The organism is Epibacterium sp. ABV4_022 (assembly GCF_056159345.1).
Window position 1 is genome coordinate 593,765 of record NZ_JBSWVA010000001.1, and the last position, 16,240, is coordinate 610,004.

17 protein-coding genes are annotated in these 16,240 nt (G+C 64.6%); 13 read left to right on the top strand and 4 right to left on the bottom strand.

Going from position 1 to position 16,240, the window contains the following annotated elements:
* Positions 1–100: 100 nt before the first annotated feature.
* Positions 101–337 carry a hypothetical protein gene (locus tag ACXAF5_RS02795; protein WP_239318601.1) on the bottom strand — a complete coding sequence of 79 codons (237 nt, stop codon included), beginning with the start codon at positions 335–337 and terminating at the stop codon, positions 101–103.
* Positions 338–746: 409 nt separating this feature from the next.
* Here ACXAF5_RS02795 and napF point away from each other — a divergent pair, with 409 nt between their 5' ends.
* The 6 genes from napF (at position 747) to ACXAF5_RS02825 (ending at position 5,578) form a co-directional block, all read left to right on the top strand.
* Positions 747–1,253, top strand: a complete 507-nt coding sequence (gene napF / locus ACXAF5_RS02800) for a ferredoxin-type protein NapF (protein WP_474945462.1) — start codon at positions 747–749, stop codon at positions 1,251–1,253.
* Positions 1,250–1,522 (top strand): chaperone NapD, encoded by a 273-nt coding sequence (locus ACXAF5_RS02805; RefSeq protein WP_474945463.1) that lies wholly within the window; start codon positions 1,250–1,252, stop codon positions 1,520–1,522. The genes napF and ACXAF5_RS02805 overlap by 4 nt, the downstream gene beginning before the upstream one ends.
* A 3-nt stretch (positions 1,523–1,525) precedes the next feature.
* Complete coding sequence (napA, locus tag ACXAF5_RS02810) at positions 1,526–4,021, top strand: nitrate reductase catalytic subunit NapA (RefSeq protein WP_474945464.1); 2,496 nt, start codon at positions 1,526–1,528, stop codon at positions 4,019–4,021.
* A gap of 76 nt (positions 4,022–4,097) precedes the next feature.
* Positions 4,098–4,538: a nitrate reductase cytochrome c-type subunit gene (locus tag ACXAF5_RS02815; RefSeq protein WP_474945465.1), complete on the top strand. Its 441-nt coding sequence runs from the start codon at positions 4,098–4,100 to the stop codon at positions 4,536–4,538.
* 23 nt (positions 4,539–4,561) lie between these two features.
* On the top strand, positions 4,562–5,269 hold the full coding sequence (locus tag ACXAF5_RS02820; protein WP_239360670.1) for a NapC/NirT family cytochrome c: 708 nt from the start codon (positions 4,562–4,564) through the stop codon (positions 5,267–5,269).
* A 36-nt stretch (positions 5,270–5,305) separates the two neighbouring features.
* Positions 5,306–5,578 (top strand): hypothetical protein, encoded by a 273-nt coding sequence (locus ACXAF5_RS02825; protein WP_474945466.1) that lies wholly within the window; start codon positions 5,306–5,308, stop codon positions 5,576–5,578.
* Between the two features lie 180 nt (positions 5,579–5,758).
* On the opposite strand, the gene hemN is transcribed toward ACXAF5_RS02825, so the two are convergent.
* Entirely contained in the window at positions 5,759–7,114 is a 1,356-nt protein-coding gene (hemN, locus tag ACXAF5_RS02830; protein WP_474945467.1) for an oxygen-independent coproporphyrinogen III oxidase, read from the bottom strand.
* 60 nt (positions 7,115–7,174) lie between these two features.
* Between hemN and fnrL the strand changes: the two genes are divergently transcribed.
* Positions 7,175–7,915 carry a transcriptional regulator FnrL gene (gene fnrL, locus ACXAF5_RS02835; protein ID WP_239318610.1) on the top strand — a complete coding sequence of 247 codons (741 nt, stop codon included), beginning with the start codon at positions 7,175–7,177 and terminating at the stop codon, positions 7,913–7,915.
* A gap of 413 nt (positions 7,916–8,328) precedes the next feature.
* Here the strand turns inward: fnrL and ACXAF5_RS02840 are convergent, their stop codons facing one another.
* Positions 8,329–9,168 (bottom strand): universal stress protein, encoded by an 840-nt coding sequence (locus ACXAF5_RS02840; RefSeq protein ID WP_474945468.1) that lies wholly within the window; start codon positions 9,166–9,168, stop codon positions 8,329–8,331.
* Between the two features lie 226 nt (positions 9,169–9,394).
* Here ACXAF5_RS02840 and ccoN point away from each other — a divergent pair, with 226 nt between their 5' ends.
* Genes ccoN through ccoP form a run of 4 tightly spaced genes read left to right on the top strand, consistent with a single transcriptional unit; the run spans position 9,395 to position 12,838 of the window.
* A complete protein-coding gene (gene ccoN / locus ACXAF5_RS02845) occupies positions 9,395–10,999 on the top strand; it encodes a cytochrome-c oxidase, cbb3-type subunit I (RefSeq protein WP_474945469.1) in 1,605 nt (534 codons plus the stop codon).
* A gap of 14 nt (positions 11,000–11,013) precedes the next feature.
* Positions 11,014–11,745 carry a cytochrome-c oxidase, cbb3-type subunit II gene (gene ccoO, locus ACXAF5_RS02850; RefSeq protein ID WP_239318617.1) on the top strand — a complete coding sequence of 244 codons (732 nt, stop codon included), beginning with the start codon at positions 11,014–11,016 and terminating at the stop codon, positions 11,743–11,745.
* Positions 11,746–11,759: 14 nt separating this feature from the next.
* Entirely contained in the window at positions 11,760–11,957 is a 198-nt protein-coding gene (locus tag ACXAF5_RS02855) for a cbb3-type cytochrome c oxidase subunit 3 (RefSeq protein ID WP_239318619.1), read from the top strand.
* A complete protein-coding gene (ccoP, locus tag ACXAF5_RS02860) occupies positions 11,954–12,838 on the top strand; it encodes a cytochrome-c oxidase, cbb3-type subunit III (protein WP_239360645.1) in 885 nt (294 codons plus the stop codon). The genes ACXAF5_RS02855 and ccoP overlap by 4 nt, the downstream gene beginning before the upstream one ends.
* A 624-nt stretch (positions 12,839–13,462) precedes the next feature.
* On the opposite strand, the gene ACXAF5_RS02865 is transcribed toward ccoP, so the two are convergent.
* Positions 13,463–13,666, bottom strand: a complete 204-nt coding sequence (locus ACXAF5_RS02865) for a hypothetical protein (RefSeq protein ID WP_474945470.1) — start codon at positions 13,664–13,666, stop codon at positions 13,463–13,465.
* Between the two features lie 110 nt (positions 13,667–13,776).
* Here ACXAF5_RS02865 and ACXAF5_RS02870 point away from each other — a divergent pair, with 110 nt between their 5' ends.
* Both ACXAF5_RS02870 and ccoG read left to right on the top strand, forming a co-directional pair.
* Positions 13,777–14,661 (top strand): LysR substrate-binding domain-containing protein, encoded by an 885-nt coding sequence (locus ACXAF5_RS02870; RefSeq protein WP_239360641.1) that lies wholly within the window; start codon positions 13,777–13,779, stop codon positions 14,659–14,661.
* A gap of 146 nt (positions 14,662–14,807) precedes the next feature.
* On the top strand, positions 14,808–16,238 hold the full coding sequence (ccoG, locus tag ACXAF5_RS02875; protein WP_239318625.1) for a cytochrome c oxidase accessory protein CcoG: 1,431 nt from the start codon (positions 14,808–14,810) through the stop codon (positions 16,236–16,238).
* The last annotated feature ends 2 nt before the right edge of the window (positions 16,239–16,240 follow it).

A 16,240-nucleotide genomic window follows, 5' to 3' on the forward strand; every position in this document is an offset into this window, starting at 1 on the left:
CAAGAAAGCCCTCGCAAGATGCGAGGGCTTTTTCATGTCGGGGTCCCGCAGCGCGCGTGTCCCTGGTGACGGGTCCGGCGGGGGCAGCGGGGCCGGGCGGTCAGTCCTGTTCCTGCAGCGCCTGTTCTGGTGTCTGCGCCTCTTCAACCTCGGCAGGGGTCGGGGCGCGGCCCTTGTGTTGCAGGCGTGCCTTGCGCAGCTTTTCGGTCTTTTCGCGGCGGGTCTGGGCCTCGTCCTCCATGATCTCGCGCGCGGTGCGGGCGGTCTTTTCCAATGCGGTTTCGCGGCGCGGCTGCTGGCCGGCGCGGTCAAGTTCTTCGGTTGTAATCTTGCTCATCTGGACGCGCTCCTGACGTCTGGGCGCGCCTGTCACGGCCTCGAAGGGCGCGCCGCGTGCGTGAATTGCACTCGGATCCGCGCCGTTGTCATGACGCCGCACCTCCAAGCGGGGTGAACCTCTTGTATGTGACCCCTATCCAAGAATGTCCGGGCTGTACATCCCCAGTGGGAAACCGATTTCCGCGCCCCGCACAGGCGTCGCGCAGGCGGCGGGCAGGCGCGCGGCGGGCGTTTCGGTTGCGCAAGGGTAGCGTGAAAGCGAACGTGGCCGGTTTGATTTGGGTCAAGGCGGTTGAGGCGAATCCATTTTCTACCTAGGGTAGATTCACGCGAACGTGATCGGCGCACGTGCATTCCGTTGGCATGTCGTGAGGGCCGAGAGTTTCAGTCTTGGGGCCAGGAAGTCTATGACGACCGAGCACAGCAGACGCAGTTTCTTGCGCGGACAATTCTCGCAGACCGAGGTGTCCCGGATGCATCCGCCCGGCGCGCAACCGGATGTGGCGCAGCTGTGTACCCAATGCGGGGCCTGCGTCGATGCCTGCCCCGAGGCCATTCTCATCCCGCAAGACGCCAGCGCGCCGATCATCGATTTTTCCCGCGGGGCCTGCACCTTTTGCAACGCCTGCGCCGAGGCCTGTGACACCGGGGCGCTGGTGCCCGCCGAGCCGCCGCACTGGCCGTGGCGGGCCACAATTGCGGCGCATTGCTTTTCGCTGACGGGCATCACCTGCCGCGCCTGTGAGGACGCCTGCGCGCCGCGGGCGATCCGGTTTCGCCTGATGACCGGCGGGCGCGCCGCCCCGATACTGGACAGCGACCTGTGTACGGGCTGTGGCGCCTGCGTGGCGAGTTGCCCGGCGGCGGCGATCCGCTTTGAGGTTCCCTCTGACGCGAAGGAGGAGGTCGCATGAACATCTGTGGCTGCCTTGTCCATGTCACCCCCGAGCGGCTGCGCCCGGCGCGCGCGGCGATGGAGGCCATGCCCGGCGTCGAGGTCCATGCCGAAGCCGAGGATGGCCGCCTTGTCGTGGTGGTCGAGGATACCGAGGCCGCCTTTGCCTCGGACACGATCATGGCGCTGCATCATGTGCCGGGCGTGATTTCCCTGACGCTCAACTATCACCATTTCGAGGATCCCGCGCCGCGGGTCCCCCTTGCCGCCCCCCAGCCGGAGACCTGACGCATGACCCTATCGGAATCCCGTCGCACCTTCCTGAAGGCCACCGCAGCGGCCAGCACGGCCGCCGCCGCGGGCATTCCGCTCGCGCCCGAGGAGGCCATGGCGCAAACCCCCGGCAATGCCGACATCCGCTGGGACAAGGCCCCCTGCCGGTTCTGCGGGACCGGGTGTTCGGTCCTGGTCGGCACCAAGGCCGGTCGGGTGGTGGCGACGCAGGGCGACCCCGAGGCGCCGGTGAACCGGGGGCTGAACTGTATCAAGGGCTATTTCCTGTCCAAGATCATGTATGGCGCCGACCGGCTGACCACGCCGCTGCTGCGCAAGTCCAACGGGGTCTATGACAAGAATGGCGCATTCGAACCGGTCAGCTGGGACGAGGCCTTCGACGTCATGGCGGCAAAGTGGAAGGAGGCGCTGGCGCAAAAAGGGCCCGGCGCCCTGGGCATGTTCGGATCGGGCCAGTGGACCATCATGGAGGGCTATGCCGCCTCCAAGCTGATGAAGGCCGGGTTCCGCACCAACAACATCGACCCGAATGCGCGCCACTGCATGGCCTCGGCGGTTGTGGGGTTCATGCGCGCCTTTGGCATCGACGAGCCGATGGGCTGCTATGATGACCTGGAGGCCGCCGATACCTTTGTGCTCTGGGGCTCCAACATGGCGGAGATGCACCCGATCCTGTGGTCGCGCCTGACCGACACGCGGCTGACAAAACCGGACTCGCAGGTGCATGTGCTGTCGACCTTTGAGCACCGTTCGTTCGAGCTGGCCGACAACGGCATCGTGTTCAAGCCGCAGACCGATCTGGCGATCCTGAACTATGTGGCCAACTACATCATCCAGAATGATGCGGTGAACTGGGCGTTCCTGGAAAAACACGTCAATATCACCAGGACCGAAACCGACATCGGCTTTGGCCTCCGGGACACGGACCCGCGTCAGGAGGCGGCGGCGCACCCGAACTCGGGCAAGCTGACACCGATCGACTTCGACGAATACGACCGGGCCGTTGCGCCCTATACGGCTGAATATGTATCGGAACTCTCCGGCGTGCCGGTGCATCAGCTGGAGAAACTGGCGCAACAATATGCCGACCCGGATCGCAAGGTCATGTCGCTCTGGACCATGGGGTTCAACCAGCACACCCGGGGATCCTGGGCCAATGGCTCGGTCTACAACATTCACCTGCTGACCGGAAAGATCTCCGAACCGGGCAATTCGCCGTTTTCCCTGACCGGTCAGCCCTCCGCCTGCGGCACCGCGCGCGAGGTGGGCACCTTTGCGCATCGGTTGCCCGCGGACATGGTGGTGACAAACCCCGAGCACCGGGCCTATGCGGAAAAGATCTGGCGCCTGCCCGACGGCACCATCCCGGCACAGCCCGGTCTGCATGCGGTTGCGCAGAACCGGGCGCTGAAGGATGGCACGCTCAATGTCTATTGGGTGCAGTGCAACAACAACATGCAGGCCGCCGCCAACATCAACGAGGAGGGGCTGCCGGGATACCGGAACCCGGAGAATTTCGTCACCGTTTCGGACGCCTATCCCACGGTGACGGCGATGACGGCGGACCTGATCCTGCCGGCGGCGATGTGGGTCGAGAAGGAGGGCGCCTATGGCAACGCGGAACGCCGCACGCAGGTGTGGCGGCAGCAGGTCATGGCCCCCGGCGAGGCGCAATCCGACCTCTGGCAGCTGATGGAATTCGCCAAGCGGTTCACTGTGGAGGAGGTCTGGGGCGCGGAGCTGATCGCCAAGCAGCCGGAGGTCGCCGGCAAGACGCTCTATCAGGTTCTGTTCGAGAACGGCACCGTCAACAAATTCCCGCTGAGCGAGACCGCCGAGGGGTTTGCCAACGTGGAATCGCACCACGTCGGTTTCTATGTCCAGAAGGGGCTGTTCGAGGAATACGCCGCCTTTGGCCGCGATCACGGTCACGATCTGGCCCCCTACGACATGTATCATCAGGTGCGCGGGCTGCGCTGGCCCGTCGTCGATGGCAAGGAGACCCTCTATCGCTACCGCGAAGGCTATGACCCCTATGTGCCCGAGGGCGCGGATGTGTCGTTCTACGGCCATGAGGACGGCAAGGCCAGGATCATCTTCGCCCCTTACGAGGCCCCGCCCGAGGTGCCGGATGAGGAGTATGACCTGTGGCTGTCGACGGGGCGGGTGCTGGAACATTGGCACTCCGGTTCGATGACCCGGCGGGTGCCGGAATTGCACCGCGCGGTGCCCTCGGCGGTGGTGTTCATGCATCCCGACGATGCCCGCGACCGGGGCTTGCGCCGGGGCCAGGAGATCGAGATTTCCACCCGCCGGGGCCGCATGCTCAGCCGGGTCGAAACCCGGGGGCGCAACAAGCCGCCCAGGGGGCTGGTCTTTGTGCCGTGGTTTGATGAGCACCAGCTGATCAACAAACTGACGCTGGATGCGACCTGTCCGCTGTCAAAGCAGACCGATTTCAAGAAATGCGCCTGCAAGGTGGAGCGCGCCTAGCGGCCGCATCGGCCCCCGCGGGCGGCGGCGTGGCCGCGTCGCGGGGGCGCCCGGGACAGACAGATGGAGAGCTGACATGAAACTGACAGTCAAAGCGGGGATTGCCGCCATCGCCACCACCCTGGCGCTGTCCGGATGGGGCGTGGCGCAGTCCGGCGGCCAGGTTCAGGCGCTGCGCGGTGCGGATGTCGACCTGACGCTTCCGGCGCCCGAGCTCTATCAGCAGCAGGAGGGGCGAGAGGTGCGGAACTACCGCCAGCAGCCCCCGGTGATCCCGCATTCGATGCATCAGTATCAGATCGACAAGCGCACCAACCAGTGTCTGGCCTGCCATGACTGGTCCAATGCCGGCGAGCGCGGCGCGCCGACGCTGTCGATGACGCATTACCTCGACCGGGACGGAAGGCAGCTTGATACCGTCGCCGGGACCCGCTGGTTCTGCAACCAGTGCCATGTTCCGCAGGCCGACACTCCGGCGCTGGTCGGCAATACGTTTCTCCCCAGCCATTCTCGCTGACGCAGGTATCGGAAGGACAAGTTATGGCGGACAATGACACAAACCCCCGGCGCCGGTCCCTGTTGCGGCGTCTTTGGGATGGGTTCTGGAGCCCCACCGGTGTCCTGAGTGTCGGTTTCCTGCTGATTGCCGGGTTCATTGCCGGCATCCTGTTCTGGGGCGGCTTCCACTGGTCGCTCGAACTGACCAATACCGAAGAATTCTGCGTGTCCTGCCACACGATGGAAACCAACCTCGGCGAATACCGCGAGACGGTGCACTACAACAATCACTCCGGCGTGCGCGCGATCTGTTCCGATTGCCACGTTCCGCATGAATGGCAGTACAAGATCAAGGCCAAGATCATGGCGGTGAAGGATGTCTACCACGAGGTGCTCGGCACCATCTCGACAGAGGAAAAATACGAAGAGCGCCGGCTGGAGATGGCCGCGGCGGTCTGGGCCAAGATGAAGGCCAGCGACAGTCGGGAATGCCGCAACTGCCACGCCTTTGAATATATGGACTTCACGATCCAGGAAACCCGCGCCGCCGACAATCACCAGCGCGCCATCGACGACGGCATGACCTGTATCGACTGCCATCAGGGGATCGCCCATGACCTGCCGCCCGGCTACCTCGAGGAATACGAACATGTGGTCGACATGCTCGCCGGTACGACGCCGATCGGACAGGGCACCGATGTGTCCGACGTCCGCGCCTGGATCGGGGGGCAGAGCGATGCCGCGCACTGACGGGATAAGCACAGGCCGACAGGGGAGCACCCAGCCATGATCAGCTTTCTGGATCTACTTGGAACCATCGGGGCCAGCATCATCGGCCTGCCGGGGATCATTGGCGTTGCGGTCGGGATGGCGACGCGCAAGTGGTTTGTGGCGGCCGCGCTTGGAGGTCTGGTCGGCCTGCTGGCGCCGATGATCCTGGGCGGGTCGCATTCGACCCATGTGGCGGTCACGCCGATGGAATACGCGATTTCCATTGGGATCGGCCTGTTGGCGGGGCTGGTGGGCTGCGCCATCCGTCACAAGGGCGCCTCTGTCTGAGGCGGCTTTGCCCCTTCCCGGACTTGGACTTTGCCAGACGTGCATTTTGCCAGACTTGCCCTCTGCCAGTATTAGACACTGCCAGAGTTGGACTGTGTCAGGCCCGCGTGTCGCCGGGCGGTCACGCCCGACCCGGCCTGTGCGTCCGCGCCAGCGGCGGGCCCGCCAGGGATCCGCCGCTCAGATCGCGGAGCTATGGCCCGCCTTGCTGAGGTCATAGGCATCGAAATGGCGCGCGATGATGCGCGTCAGCGGTTTGCCCTCGGGACGGATGTGCAAGCCGTCCGCACTCACATCCAGCATGCCGGGAAAGGCTGCGGCGGCGGCACGAAACATGGCCTCCAGCGCGGCCGGCGAAATGTCGAAGACTGGCAGGATGTCCTTGGCGAAGATCGAGAAATCACACATCAGCGATTCGATCATGCGGCCGCGCAGCAGGTCGTCGCCGGCAAAGACATGCCCGCGTTCGGTGGCAAAGCGCCCCTCCCGCACCGCCTTGGTATAGGCGGAGGTGGAGGGGGCGTTCTGCGCATAGCCCTGCGGAAAGCGCGAGATGGACGACGCCCCGAGGCCGATCAGCACGTCGGATCGGTCATCGGTATAGCCCTGGAAATTGCGTCGCAGATTGCCGGTGCGTTCGGCAACCGCCAGCCCGTCATGCGGGGTGGCAAAATGGTCGATGCCGATCTCGCGATAGCCATCCCAGCGAAACAGCCGCTGGGCGGTTTCGAACAGATGCAGGCGGGCTTCGGGTGTTGGCAGGCTGTCGGTCGGGATCATGTTCTGGCGCCGTGCCATCCAGGGCACATGGGCATAGCCATAGAGCGCCACCCGGTCCGGCGACAGCGACAGCAGCTTTTGCACGCTTTCGGTCATGCGCAGCCGGGTCTGATGCGGCAGCCCAAAGAGGATGTCGGCGTTGAGACTGGCGATGCCACGGGCGCGAATCATCTCCACCGCGTCGCGGGTGACGTCGAAGGGCTGGATGCGGCCGATGGTCTGTTGGATTTCGGGATCGAAGTCCTGCACCCCGATCGAGGCCCGGGTCATGCCCGCCGCAGCCAGCGCATCCAGCCGCGCGGCGTCGATTTCGTTCGGATCTATCTCGACCGAGAACTCTCCGCCCCGCGCCAGGGGCGTCACGGCAAAGATCTCGGCCGCAAGCTCCGTGATCATGTCGGGCGGCAGCAGCGTCGGCGTGCCGCCACCCCAATGCAGGCGCGACAGCTGCACGCCCTCAGGCAGGTGCTGCGCCAGCTGGGCGATCTCCTGTTTGAGCACGTCCACATAGGCTCTGACCGGCGACTCCGTCTGCGTGCCCTGGGTGCGGCAGGCGCAGAACCAGCACAGCCTGCGACAGAAGGGCACATGCACGTAGAGAGAGACCTCCGCACCCGGTTTGACCGACCGGATCCAGGTCGCAAAGCGGTCCGGACTCACGTCATTGTTGAAATGAGGCGCGGTCGGATAGCTGGTGTACCGGGGCACTTTTGCGTCGAATAGTCCGAGCCGTGCCAATTGAGATTCCTGTGTCATACGCGTAGGGTAGGGGCAATCGGCCAGGTCGGCCTTGATACAGATCAACCAGAGGCGTGCATGACCGTTGCTCAATTCCAGTCGATCCAGTGCGCGGATTGTCCGATCCGGCACCGCGCTGTCTGCGCCCGTTGCGATGGTGACGAGCTGGAGGCGCTGGATGCGATCAAATACTACCGCAGCTACGAGGCGGGCCAGCCCATCATCTGGTCCGGCGATCAGATGAATTTTGTCGGCTCCGTGGTGTCCGGCATCGCGACGCTGACCCAGACCATGGAAGACGGGCGCACCCAGATGGTGGGCCTGTTGCTGCCCAGCGATTTTGTCGGGCGACCGGGGCGCCAGGGGGCGGCCTATAACGTGGTGGCCACGACGGATGTGGTCATGTGCTGTTTTCGCAAGAAGCCCTTTGAGGAGCTGATGGCGCGCACGCCTCATATCGCCCACCGGCTGCTGGAGATGACGCTGGATGAGCTGGACGCGGCGCGGGAGTGGATGCTGGTCCTGGGCCGCAAGACCGCGCGCGAGAAGATCGCCAGCCTGCTTGCCATTATCGCGCGCCGGGATGCCTCGCTCAGCACCGATGCGGCGACGGGGGCGGTGAGCTTCGATCTCAAGCTGACGCGGGAGGCGATGGCGGACTACCTCGGCCTGACCCTGGAAACGGTGAGCCGCCAGATCTCTGCGCTGAAGAAATCCGGCGTGATCGTTCTGGAGGGCAAGCGGCATGTGACCGTGCCCGACATGCGCCGCCTGATCGAAGAGGCCGGCGATGACAGCGACGGCGGGTTTGTTGACTAGGCCGCGGAGGATTTGGGTGCGCGAACCGGGCACGGTTCGGGCACGGCGCGGTCAGTGTGCCGTCAGAGTCAGTGTGCAGTCAGACCTGTGCCCTGCCCGGATCGTCCCTGTCTGATTTTTGTCTGATTTTTTGCATTTGAGGATCGGCAACCTGCCCGGGGGTGCATCCCCCTGACTGGATGTGCCTGCCTCGGAGGCGGGGGCGCCGCGTGGCCAAGGGCCACGCGGCGCGCAGCCAGCCCCCGGTGGGGGCTGGCTGCCGGGCCCAAGGCCGTCTGTAGGGGCCTGACCTCCGGTCAGGGTCTGCGCGGGCGCGGGAGCGCCCCCGGCTGCGCCCCTGCGCACGGGGAGCGGTTCGCCGGGGAGGCTGGCCCGTGAAGCTGGCCCGTGAAGCTGGCCTGTGTCGCGGGCGGTTAATGCGCCATCAGCACCGGCACCTCGGCATGTTCCAGCATGTTGCGGGTGGTGCCGCCAAGGATCGATTCGCGGAACCGGGAGTGGCCATAGGCACCCATCACGATCATCTCCGCACCGGTGTCGGTGGCGTGGCGGCTGAGCACATCGGACACGCGCGGCAGCGTCTTGCTCAGCACGTCGATTTCGCAGGCCACCCCGTGCCGCGCCAGCATCTGGCACAGCATCCCGCCCGGGTCGGAGCGTTCGATCCCGTGTTTGGGCGGGTCGATTACCGCGATCCGCACCGTATCAGCCGCTTGCAGGAAGGGCAGCGCCTTGCGCACCGCGACCAGGGCCTCGATGCTTTCGTCCCAGGCGACAAGAACGGTCTTGGGGGCGGGGGCGATCACGCCGCCGTCGGGCACCACCAGAACCGGGGTGCGGGCATCAAACAGCGCCGCCTCGACGATCGGTTCCACCTCCGGGCCCTGACCGTCGCCATAGGGCAACTGCATCACCACCAGGTCGCTGAACCGCGCATGGTGGGCGGTGACCCGGGAGATATCGCCAAGCGGCGCGATCGCGGTAAAGATCGCATGCGCCACATCGCTGGATTTCAGCCGCGCCGCAACCGCGGTTTCGGTGGCTTTGACCTCTTCGCGCGCGCGCTCCAGCATGGTGTTGATGGCGATCGCATTGGCGCCGCCATCGTAATAGCCGACGCGGGTGCGATCCACGCCCAGGCACAGCACATCCAGATGCCCGTCCGCCCGGCGCACCATCGCCTCGGCCTGCTCCAGTGCGGTTGCATTGCCGTCCGGTGTCGAACGCACCGTGAGAATCGTCTTGTAGGTCATGAGTTGGCCCTTTCCCAAATCGAGTGGTCCCAGAAAGGATAACGCGCCCGGCTGGCCCTCTGTGCCACCCGTATCCCGTGAGGTGACATGACACATCCCATACGAGAGTATCTTGATGCAGATCAATGTTTGCAAAACCCCGCTCTGGCATCAGGGTTGGGAAAACGACGCCCGTGCTGTGTCTGCGAGGGATACGATTCGGGTGAACCATTCAAAGGGGCATGAAATGTCTAATTATCTCAAGCTGATCGTGCTTGGCGTGTTGACGGTCTTCTTCATGATCGCCGCCGGCTACGCCAGGGATCTGGCCTATCAGGTGCATGCGGTGATCCTGATGCTCGTCGCGGGCGGCCTGTTCCTGGCCACATTGCGCAACACCGACGAGCCGGTGCCGGCTCCGGTGACCGGAGAATACCTCGATGGTGTGGTGCGGGCCGGCGTCATTGCAACCGCGTTCTGGGGCGTGGCGGGGTTCCTGGTGGGCACCTTCATCGCCTTCCAGCTCGCCTTTCCGGTGCTGAACTTCGACTGGTCCGAAGGCTTTGCCAACTTTGGCCGGTTGCGGCCGCTGCACACCTCGGCGGTGATTTTTGCGTTTGGGGGCAACGCATTGATCGCGACCTCCTTCTACGTCGTGCAACGGACCTCGGCGGCCCGCCTCTGGGGCGGCAATCTGGCGTGGTTCGTGTTCTGGGGCTATCAGCTGTTCATCGTGCTGGCGGCGACGGGCTATCTGCTGGGCGGTACCCAGTCCAAGGAATACGCCGAGCCTGAATGGTATGTCGACCTGTGGCTGACCATCGTCTGGGTCGCCTATCTGGCCGTGTTCCTGGGCACCATCATCCGCCGCAAGGAGCGCCACATCTACGTGGCAAACTGGTTCTTCCTCGCCTTCATCGTGACCGTTGCCATGCTGCATGTGGTCAACAACCTGACCATTCCGGTGTCGATCTGGGGCTCCAAGTCGGTGATCGTCTGGCCGGGGGTGCAGGATGCCATGGTGCAATGGTGGTATGGCCACAACGCCGTGGGCTTCTTCCTGACCGCAGGCTTCCTCGGCATGATGTACTACTTCATCCCGAAACAGGCGGATCGTCCGGTCTACAGCTACAAACTGTCGATCATCCACTTCTGGGCGCTGATCTTCATCTACATCTGGGCCGGTCCGCACCACCTGCACTATACCGCGCTGCCCGACTGGGCCTCGACGCTGGGCATGGTGTTCTCGGTCGTGCTGTGGATGCCCTCGTGGGGTGGTATGATCAACGGTCTGATGACGCTCTCGGGCGCCTGGGACAAGCTGCGCACCGACCCGGTGCTGCGGATGCTGGTGATCTCGGTCGGGTTCTACGGCATGTCCACGTTTGAGGGTCCGATGATGTCGATCCGCGCGGTGAACTCGCTGTCGCACTACACCGACTGGACCATTGGTCACGTGCACTCCGGTGCGCTCGGATGGAACGGCATGATCACCTTCGGCTGTCTCTACTATTTGACGCCGGTTCTGTGGAAGCGCGAGCGGCTCTATTCGCTGAGCCTAGTCAGCTGGCACTTCTGGCTCGCCACCATCGGCATCGTGCTCTACGCGGCGTCCATGTGGGTGACCGGTATCATGGAAGGCCTGATGTGGCGTGAAGTGGACGCAAACGGCTTCCTCGTGTGGTCCTTTGCCGACACCGTGGCTGCGAAGCTTCCGATGTATGTGATGCGTGGTTTGGGCGGGGTTCTGTTCCTCACCGGGTCGCTGGTCATGTGCTACAACCTCTGGATGACCGTTCGTCGGGCACCGGCCAAAGAGGCCAGCCTGTCCGTCGCGGTCCCGGCTGAATAAGGAGGGCCGGAGAGATGGCAATTCTCGACAAGCATAAAATCCTCGAGACGAACGCGACGCTTCTGCTGATCTGTTCCTTTCTCGTCGTCACCATCGGTGGCCTGGTGCAGATCACCCCGCTGTTCTACCTGGAGAACACCATCGAGGAGGTGGAGGGCATGCGTCCCTACACCCCCCTCGAACTGGCGGGGCGCGACATCTACATCCGCGAAGGCTGCTACGTCTGTCACAGCCAGATGATCCGCCCGATGCGGGACGAGGTCGAACGCTACGGTCACTATTCGCTGGCGGCGGAGTCGATGTACGACCACCCGTTCCAGTGGGGCTCCAAACGCACCGGGCCGGATCTGGCCCGTGTGGGGGGGCGTTACTCGGACGAGTGGCACGTCGATCACCTGCGCGACCCGCAGGCGGTGGTGCCGGAATCGGTGATGCCGAAGTACGACTTCCTCGAACGCACCCGCATCGACGGCGAGTATATCGGTGATCTGATGGCCACCAATGCCATCGTCGGCGTGCCCTACACCGAGGAGATGATCGAACAGGCCCAGCGTGATTTCCGCGCCCAGGCCGATCCGGACAGCGATTACGACGGGCTCTTGGAACGGTACGGCGAGGACAGCGTCAACGTGCGCAACTTCGATGGCCAACCCGGTGTCTCCGAGGCGGATGCGCTGATCGCCTATCTGCAAATGCTCGGCACGCTGGTCGATTTCTCGACCTTCACACCTGACGCAAGCCGGTAAGGGAGGATTGAGCCATGGAAACCTATTCCCTGCTGCGACAGTTCGCGGACAGTTGGATGCTTCTCTTTCTGTTCCTCTTTTTCATCGGTGTGGTGATCTGGGCGTTTCGCCCCGGTTCGACCAAGACCTATGAGGACACAGCCAATATCCCCTTCCGCAATGCGGACAAGCCGGCGCCCGAGAGCGCCACTCAATCGGAGGCCCAGCAATGAGTGACACGGGCAACACCAACAAGGTCAAGATCCACGACGGCGATCCCAAGACCACCGGCCACGAGTGGGACGGGATCATGGAGTTCGACAACCCGATGCCGCGCTGGTGGCTGTGGGTGTTCTACGCCACCATCGTCTGGGGGATCGGATACACCATCGCCTATCCCGCCTGGCCGCTGGTGAGCGAGGCGACCTCCGGCATGCTGGGCTGGTCCTCGCGCGCCAAGGTGGAGGCGGAGATCGCCGCGGTCGAGACCGCCAATGCGCCGATCAATGCCGAACTCGAAGCACTGGAGCTGGCGGCGATTCCTAACCACCCCGAGCTTGAGGGCTATGCGGTCTCCGCCGGCTCTGCGGTGTTCAAGACCTGGTGCGCCCAGTGTCACGGCTCCGGCGCGGCAGGGGCCAAGGGCTATCCCAACCTTCTGGATGACGATTGGCTCTGGGGCGGCACCATGGAGGACATCTACACCACCGTTGCCTACGGGATCCGCAACGAGGACAGCGACGATGCGCGCTATTCCGCGATGCCGGCCTTCGGGCGGGACGAGCTGCTGGACAAGACGCAGGTCAGCCAGGTGGTCAACTATGTGATGTCCCTGTCCGGCACGCCCGAGGATGCCACCGAAGTGGCCGAGGGGGCCGTGGTGTTTGAGGAAAACTGCGCCTCCTGCCATGGCGAGGATGCCTCGGGCGACATCTATCAGGGCGCGCCGAACCTCAAGGACGCGATCTGGCTCTATGGCGGCGACTACGACACCCTGTACGAGACCGTCTGGAACTCGCGGTTTGGGGTCATGCCGAACTGGGACAGCCGTCTGAGCGAGGCCGAGATCCGCGCCGTCAGCGCCTATGTGCACCAGCTGGGCGGCGGCGAGTAAGCCGCGCGCCGGTCCCTGACAAACGGATCGCTGAACACGACCGGGGCGCCCCAATGGGGCGGCCCTTTTGCATTGCTGGCGGGGTGGCTTCCTGCCGCCCGCCCGCGCCGCTCTCGGTAAACAGCCCCGGTTGCGGCATTTTTATAAAAATCCCGGGCGCAGTTGATCTGCATCAAGGCTGTGCGGGGGGTGGCGGGGCACTCTGGGGGCAAGACGGAATTCTGGGCCATGGTTGGGAAGGCTATCGTGTCAGGCCCCGGGTTCCGCCGTACCCCGCCAGGACCTCCCGGCGGGTGTTTCCAGCGCCGGTTCCCTGCTTGTTCGCGCGTTTCCTAGGGAGCCGGCGCTTTTTCTTCTCATAAGCCCTGTAATAGCGCCGTTTGGTCCGCCTTCGCTGTATGTCCCCTGTATGCTTCCGGGGTGGCTCCGGGGCGGGGTGACGGCGGGGGCCTCCTGCAACGGGTGTCCTGATGCGCACAGGTTTGAAGGGGGGCAGCGCGGCGCGGGCCCCCCCCCCCCCCCCCCCCCCCCCCCCCCCCCCCCCCCCCCCCCCCCCCCCCGCTGGTCGCTTCGGGCAAAGCCCGAAGCGAAACCCGTGATCGAGTCTTTCTTGATCGCAGGCCATTACTTGCAGGCCACCGGAACATCGCAGCGCGGGGTGCCGGTGGCCGCGGGCTGCGGACGCCGCGCCCAGAGCGCCGAGATCAGGCGGCGCAGAGCCCCCGGGCGACGCCGGGGCGCGCGATACGGCTGCGGCAATGGGCGCTGCGGCAGATCACCGTGACGGGTCGCGTTCAGCAGGGTGCGGGCGTAAATATCAACTAACATGGCACATCTCCTTGGCATGTGATCCACACGCTGGATCTGTGCTCATACTTGCCCGACTCACCCATCTATGCGAGTCAGGAAGAAATCTGACATGTAAGCAGGGATTACATATGAACTGGCGTGACATGCCTCCGCTCGCCGCCTTGCGCGCCTTTGCCGTCTTTGCCGAAACCGGCAATCTGCAACAGGCCGGCGCGCTGGTGAATGTCAGCCATGCTGCCATCAGCCAGCAGCTGCGCCAGCTGGAGGCCCATATGGGGGTGCCGCTGCTGGACCGGTCTGGCCGTGCCCTGAAGCTGACAGCCGAAGGCGAACATCTGGCGCAGGCCCTGACGCTGGGGTTCGGCGCCATTCGCGCCGCGGTGCAGGACCTGACCAGACGGGGCGCCGGGCAGCCCCTGCATGTGACCTGCACGCCGATGTTTGCCACCCATTGGCTGATGCCCCGGCTGGCCGGGTTCCGGCAGGCCTATCCGGAGGTGGATCTGGTCATCGACCCCACCGGCGAGGTGGTGCAGATGACCCCGGGCGGCATCGATGTTGCATTGCGCTACGGGCACGGCGCCTGGCCCGGGCTGGAGGCCGAGATGCTGCTGCCCTCGCCCATGGTCGTGGTCGCGGCGCCCGGCTTGCTGGACCAGCGCCGGGTGGAACAACCCGAGGACCTGCTCGACCTGCCCTGGCTTGAGGAAATCGGCACCAACGAGGCCTCGGTCTGGCTGCGGTCGCGCGGGGTCGAGGACAGTCTGAAGGCTGGCCGGGTCGTCTTGCCCGGCAACCTGCTGATGGAGGCCCTGCGCGCCGGGCAGGGGGTGGCGGTGTCGGTGCGCGATTTCGTCGCGCCGGATGTGGCCGCCGGGCGCCTGACCGAGCTTTTCTGCGAAGAACAGGGCCGTGGCTACCATATCGTGCACCGCCCGGGGCTCCTGCGTCCGGGTGCGCGTCATTTCGTCAACTGGTTGCGGCGCGAGCGCGCTTCTACCTCCTTGAGGTGACCGCAGAAATTTGCTGCGGGCTCCTGAAGGCTGCGACATTTGCGCAAAACGCACATGTAGAATGCAAATTTTGATCCACGTCAAAGTCTCGCCGGCCGGCCTCTGGGAGAACACCATCAGACCTGTCACAGGATCGGAGCCAGACGTTGAGCGATTCGAGCCAAGCCCCCGGCCTTTACGCCGCACGGGAACCCATTTTTCCGCGCCGTGTATCGGGCAAGTTCCGCACCCTCAAATGGGTGATCATGGCGATCACCCTGGGCATTTATTACCTGCTGCCATGGATCCGCTGGGACCGTGGTCCGGAACTGCCGGATCAGGCGGTGCTGCTGGATCTGGCCGGGCGGCGGTTCTATTTCTTCTGGATCGAGATCTGGCCGCATGAGTTCTATTTTGTCGCCGGTCTGCTGATTATGGCGGGCCTCGGCCTGTTCCTGTTCACCTCAGCGCTGGGGCGGGTCTGGTGTGGCTACGCCTGTCCGCAGACGGTCTGGACCGACCTTTTCATCCTGGTGGAGCGCTGGATCGAGGGGGATCGCAACGCCCGCCTGCGCCTGCACCGGCAGAAGAAATGGGACATCCGCAAGGCCCGCCTGCGGGTCACCAAGTGGATCGCCTGGCTCCTGATCGGTCTGGCGACCGGCGGCGCCTGGGTGTTCTATTTTGCCGATGCGCCGACGCTGGCGCAGGATCTGGTGACCGGACAGGCGCATCCCGTGGCCTATACCACGATGGCGATTCTGACCTTCACCACCTTCTTCTTTGGCGGCTTTGCCCGCGAACAGATCTGCATCTACGCCTGCCCCTGGCCCCGCATCCAGGCGGCGATGATGGATGAGGACACGCTGACCGTGGGCTATCGCGACTGGCGCGGAGAGCCGCGCGGCAAGCATCGCAAATCCGCCGAGGCCGACAAAATGGGCGACTGCATCGACTGCATGGCCTGCGTCAACGTCTGCCCGATGGGGATCGACATCCGCGATGGTCAGCAGATGGAGTGCATCACCTGCGCGCTCTGCATCGATGCCTGCGACGACATCATGGCCAAAGTGGGCAAACCGCGCGGGCTGATCGACTATATGGCGCTGTCGGATGAGACCAACGAACGCGCGGGCAAGCCGCCGCGCCCGGTCTGGAAACACATCCTGCGCCCCCGCACGATCATGTACACCACGCTCTGGGGCGGGGTCGGCCTGGGGCTGGTGTTTGCCTTGTTCATTCGCGCCGACATCAACATGACGGTGGCGCCGGTGCGCAATCCGACCTTCGTGACCCTGTCCGATGGCACCATTCGCAACACCTACGACGTGCGCCTGTCGAACAAACATGGCGAGACCCGGGAATTTGCCCTGTCGGTGGTGGGCGATCCGGCGTTGCAGGTCTCGCTTGAGGGCGAGGAGGGTGTTACCGTCGATGTGCCCGCGGACACTGCCAGCCTGCAACGGGTCTATATCACCGCTCCGCGCGGCACCGGCCCGGCAGAGGCGGAAAGCACCGGATTGCGGCTCTGGGTCGAGGATGTGACCTCGGGCGAGCGCGCCTATCGCGATACCACCTTCAATGGACGGGGGAACTGATC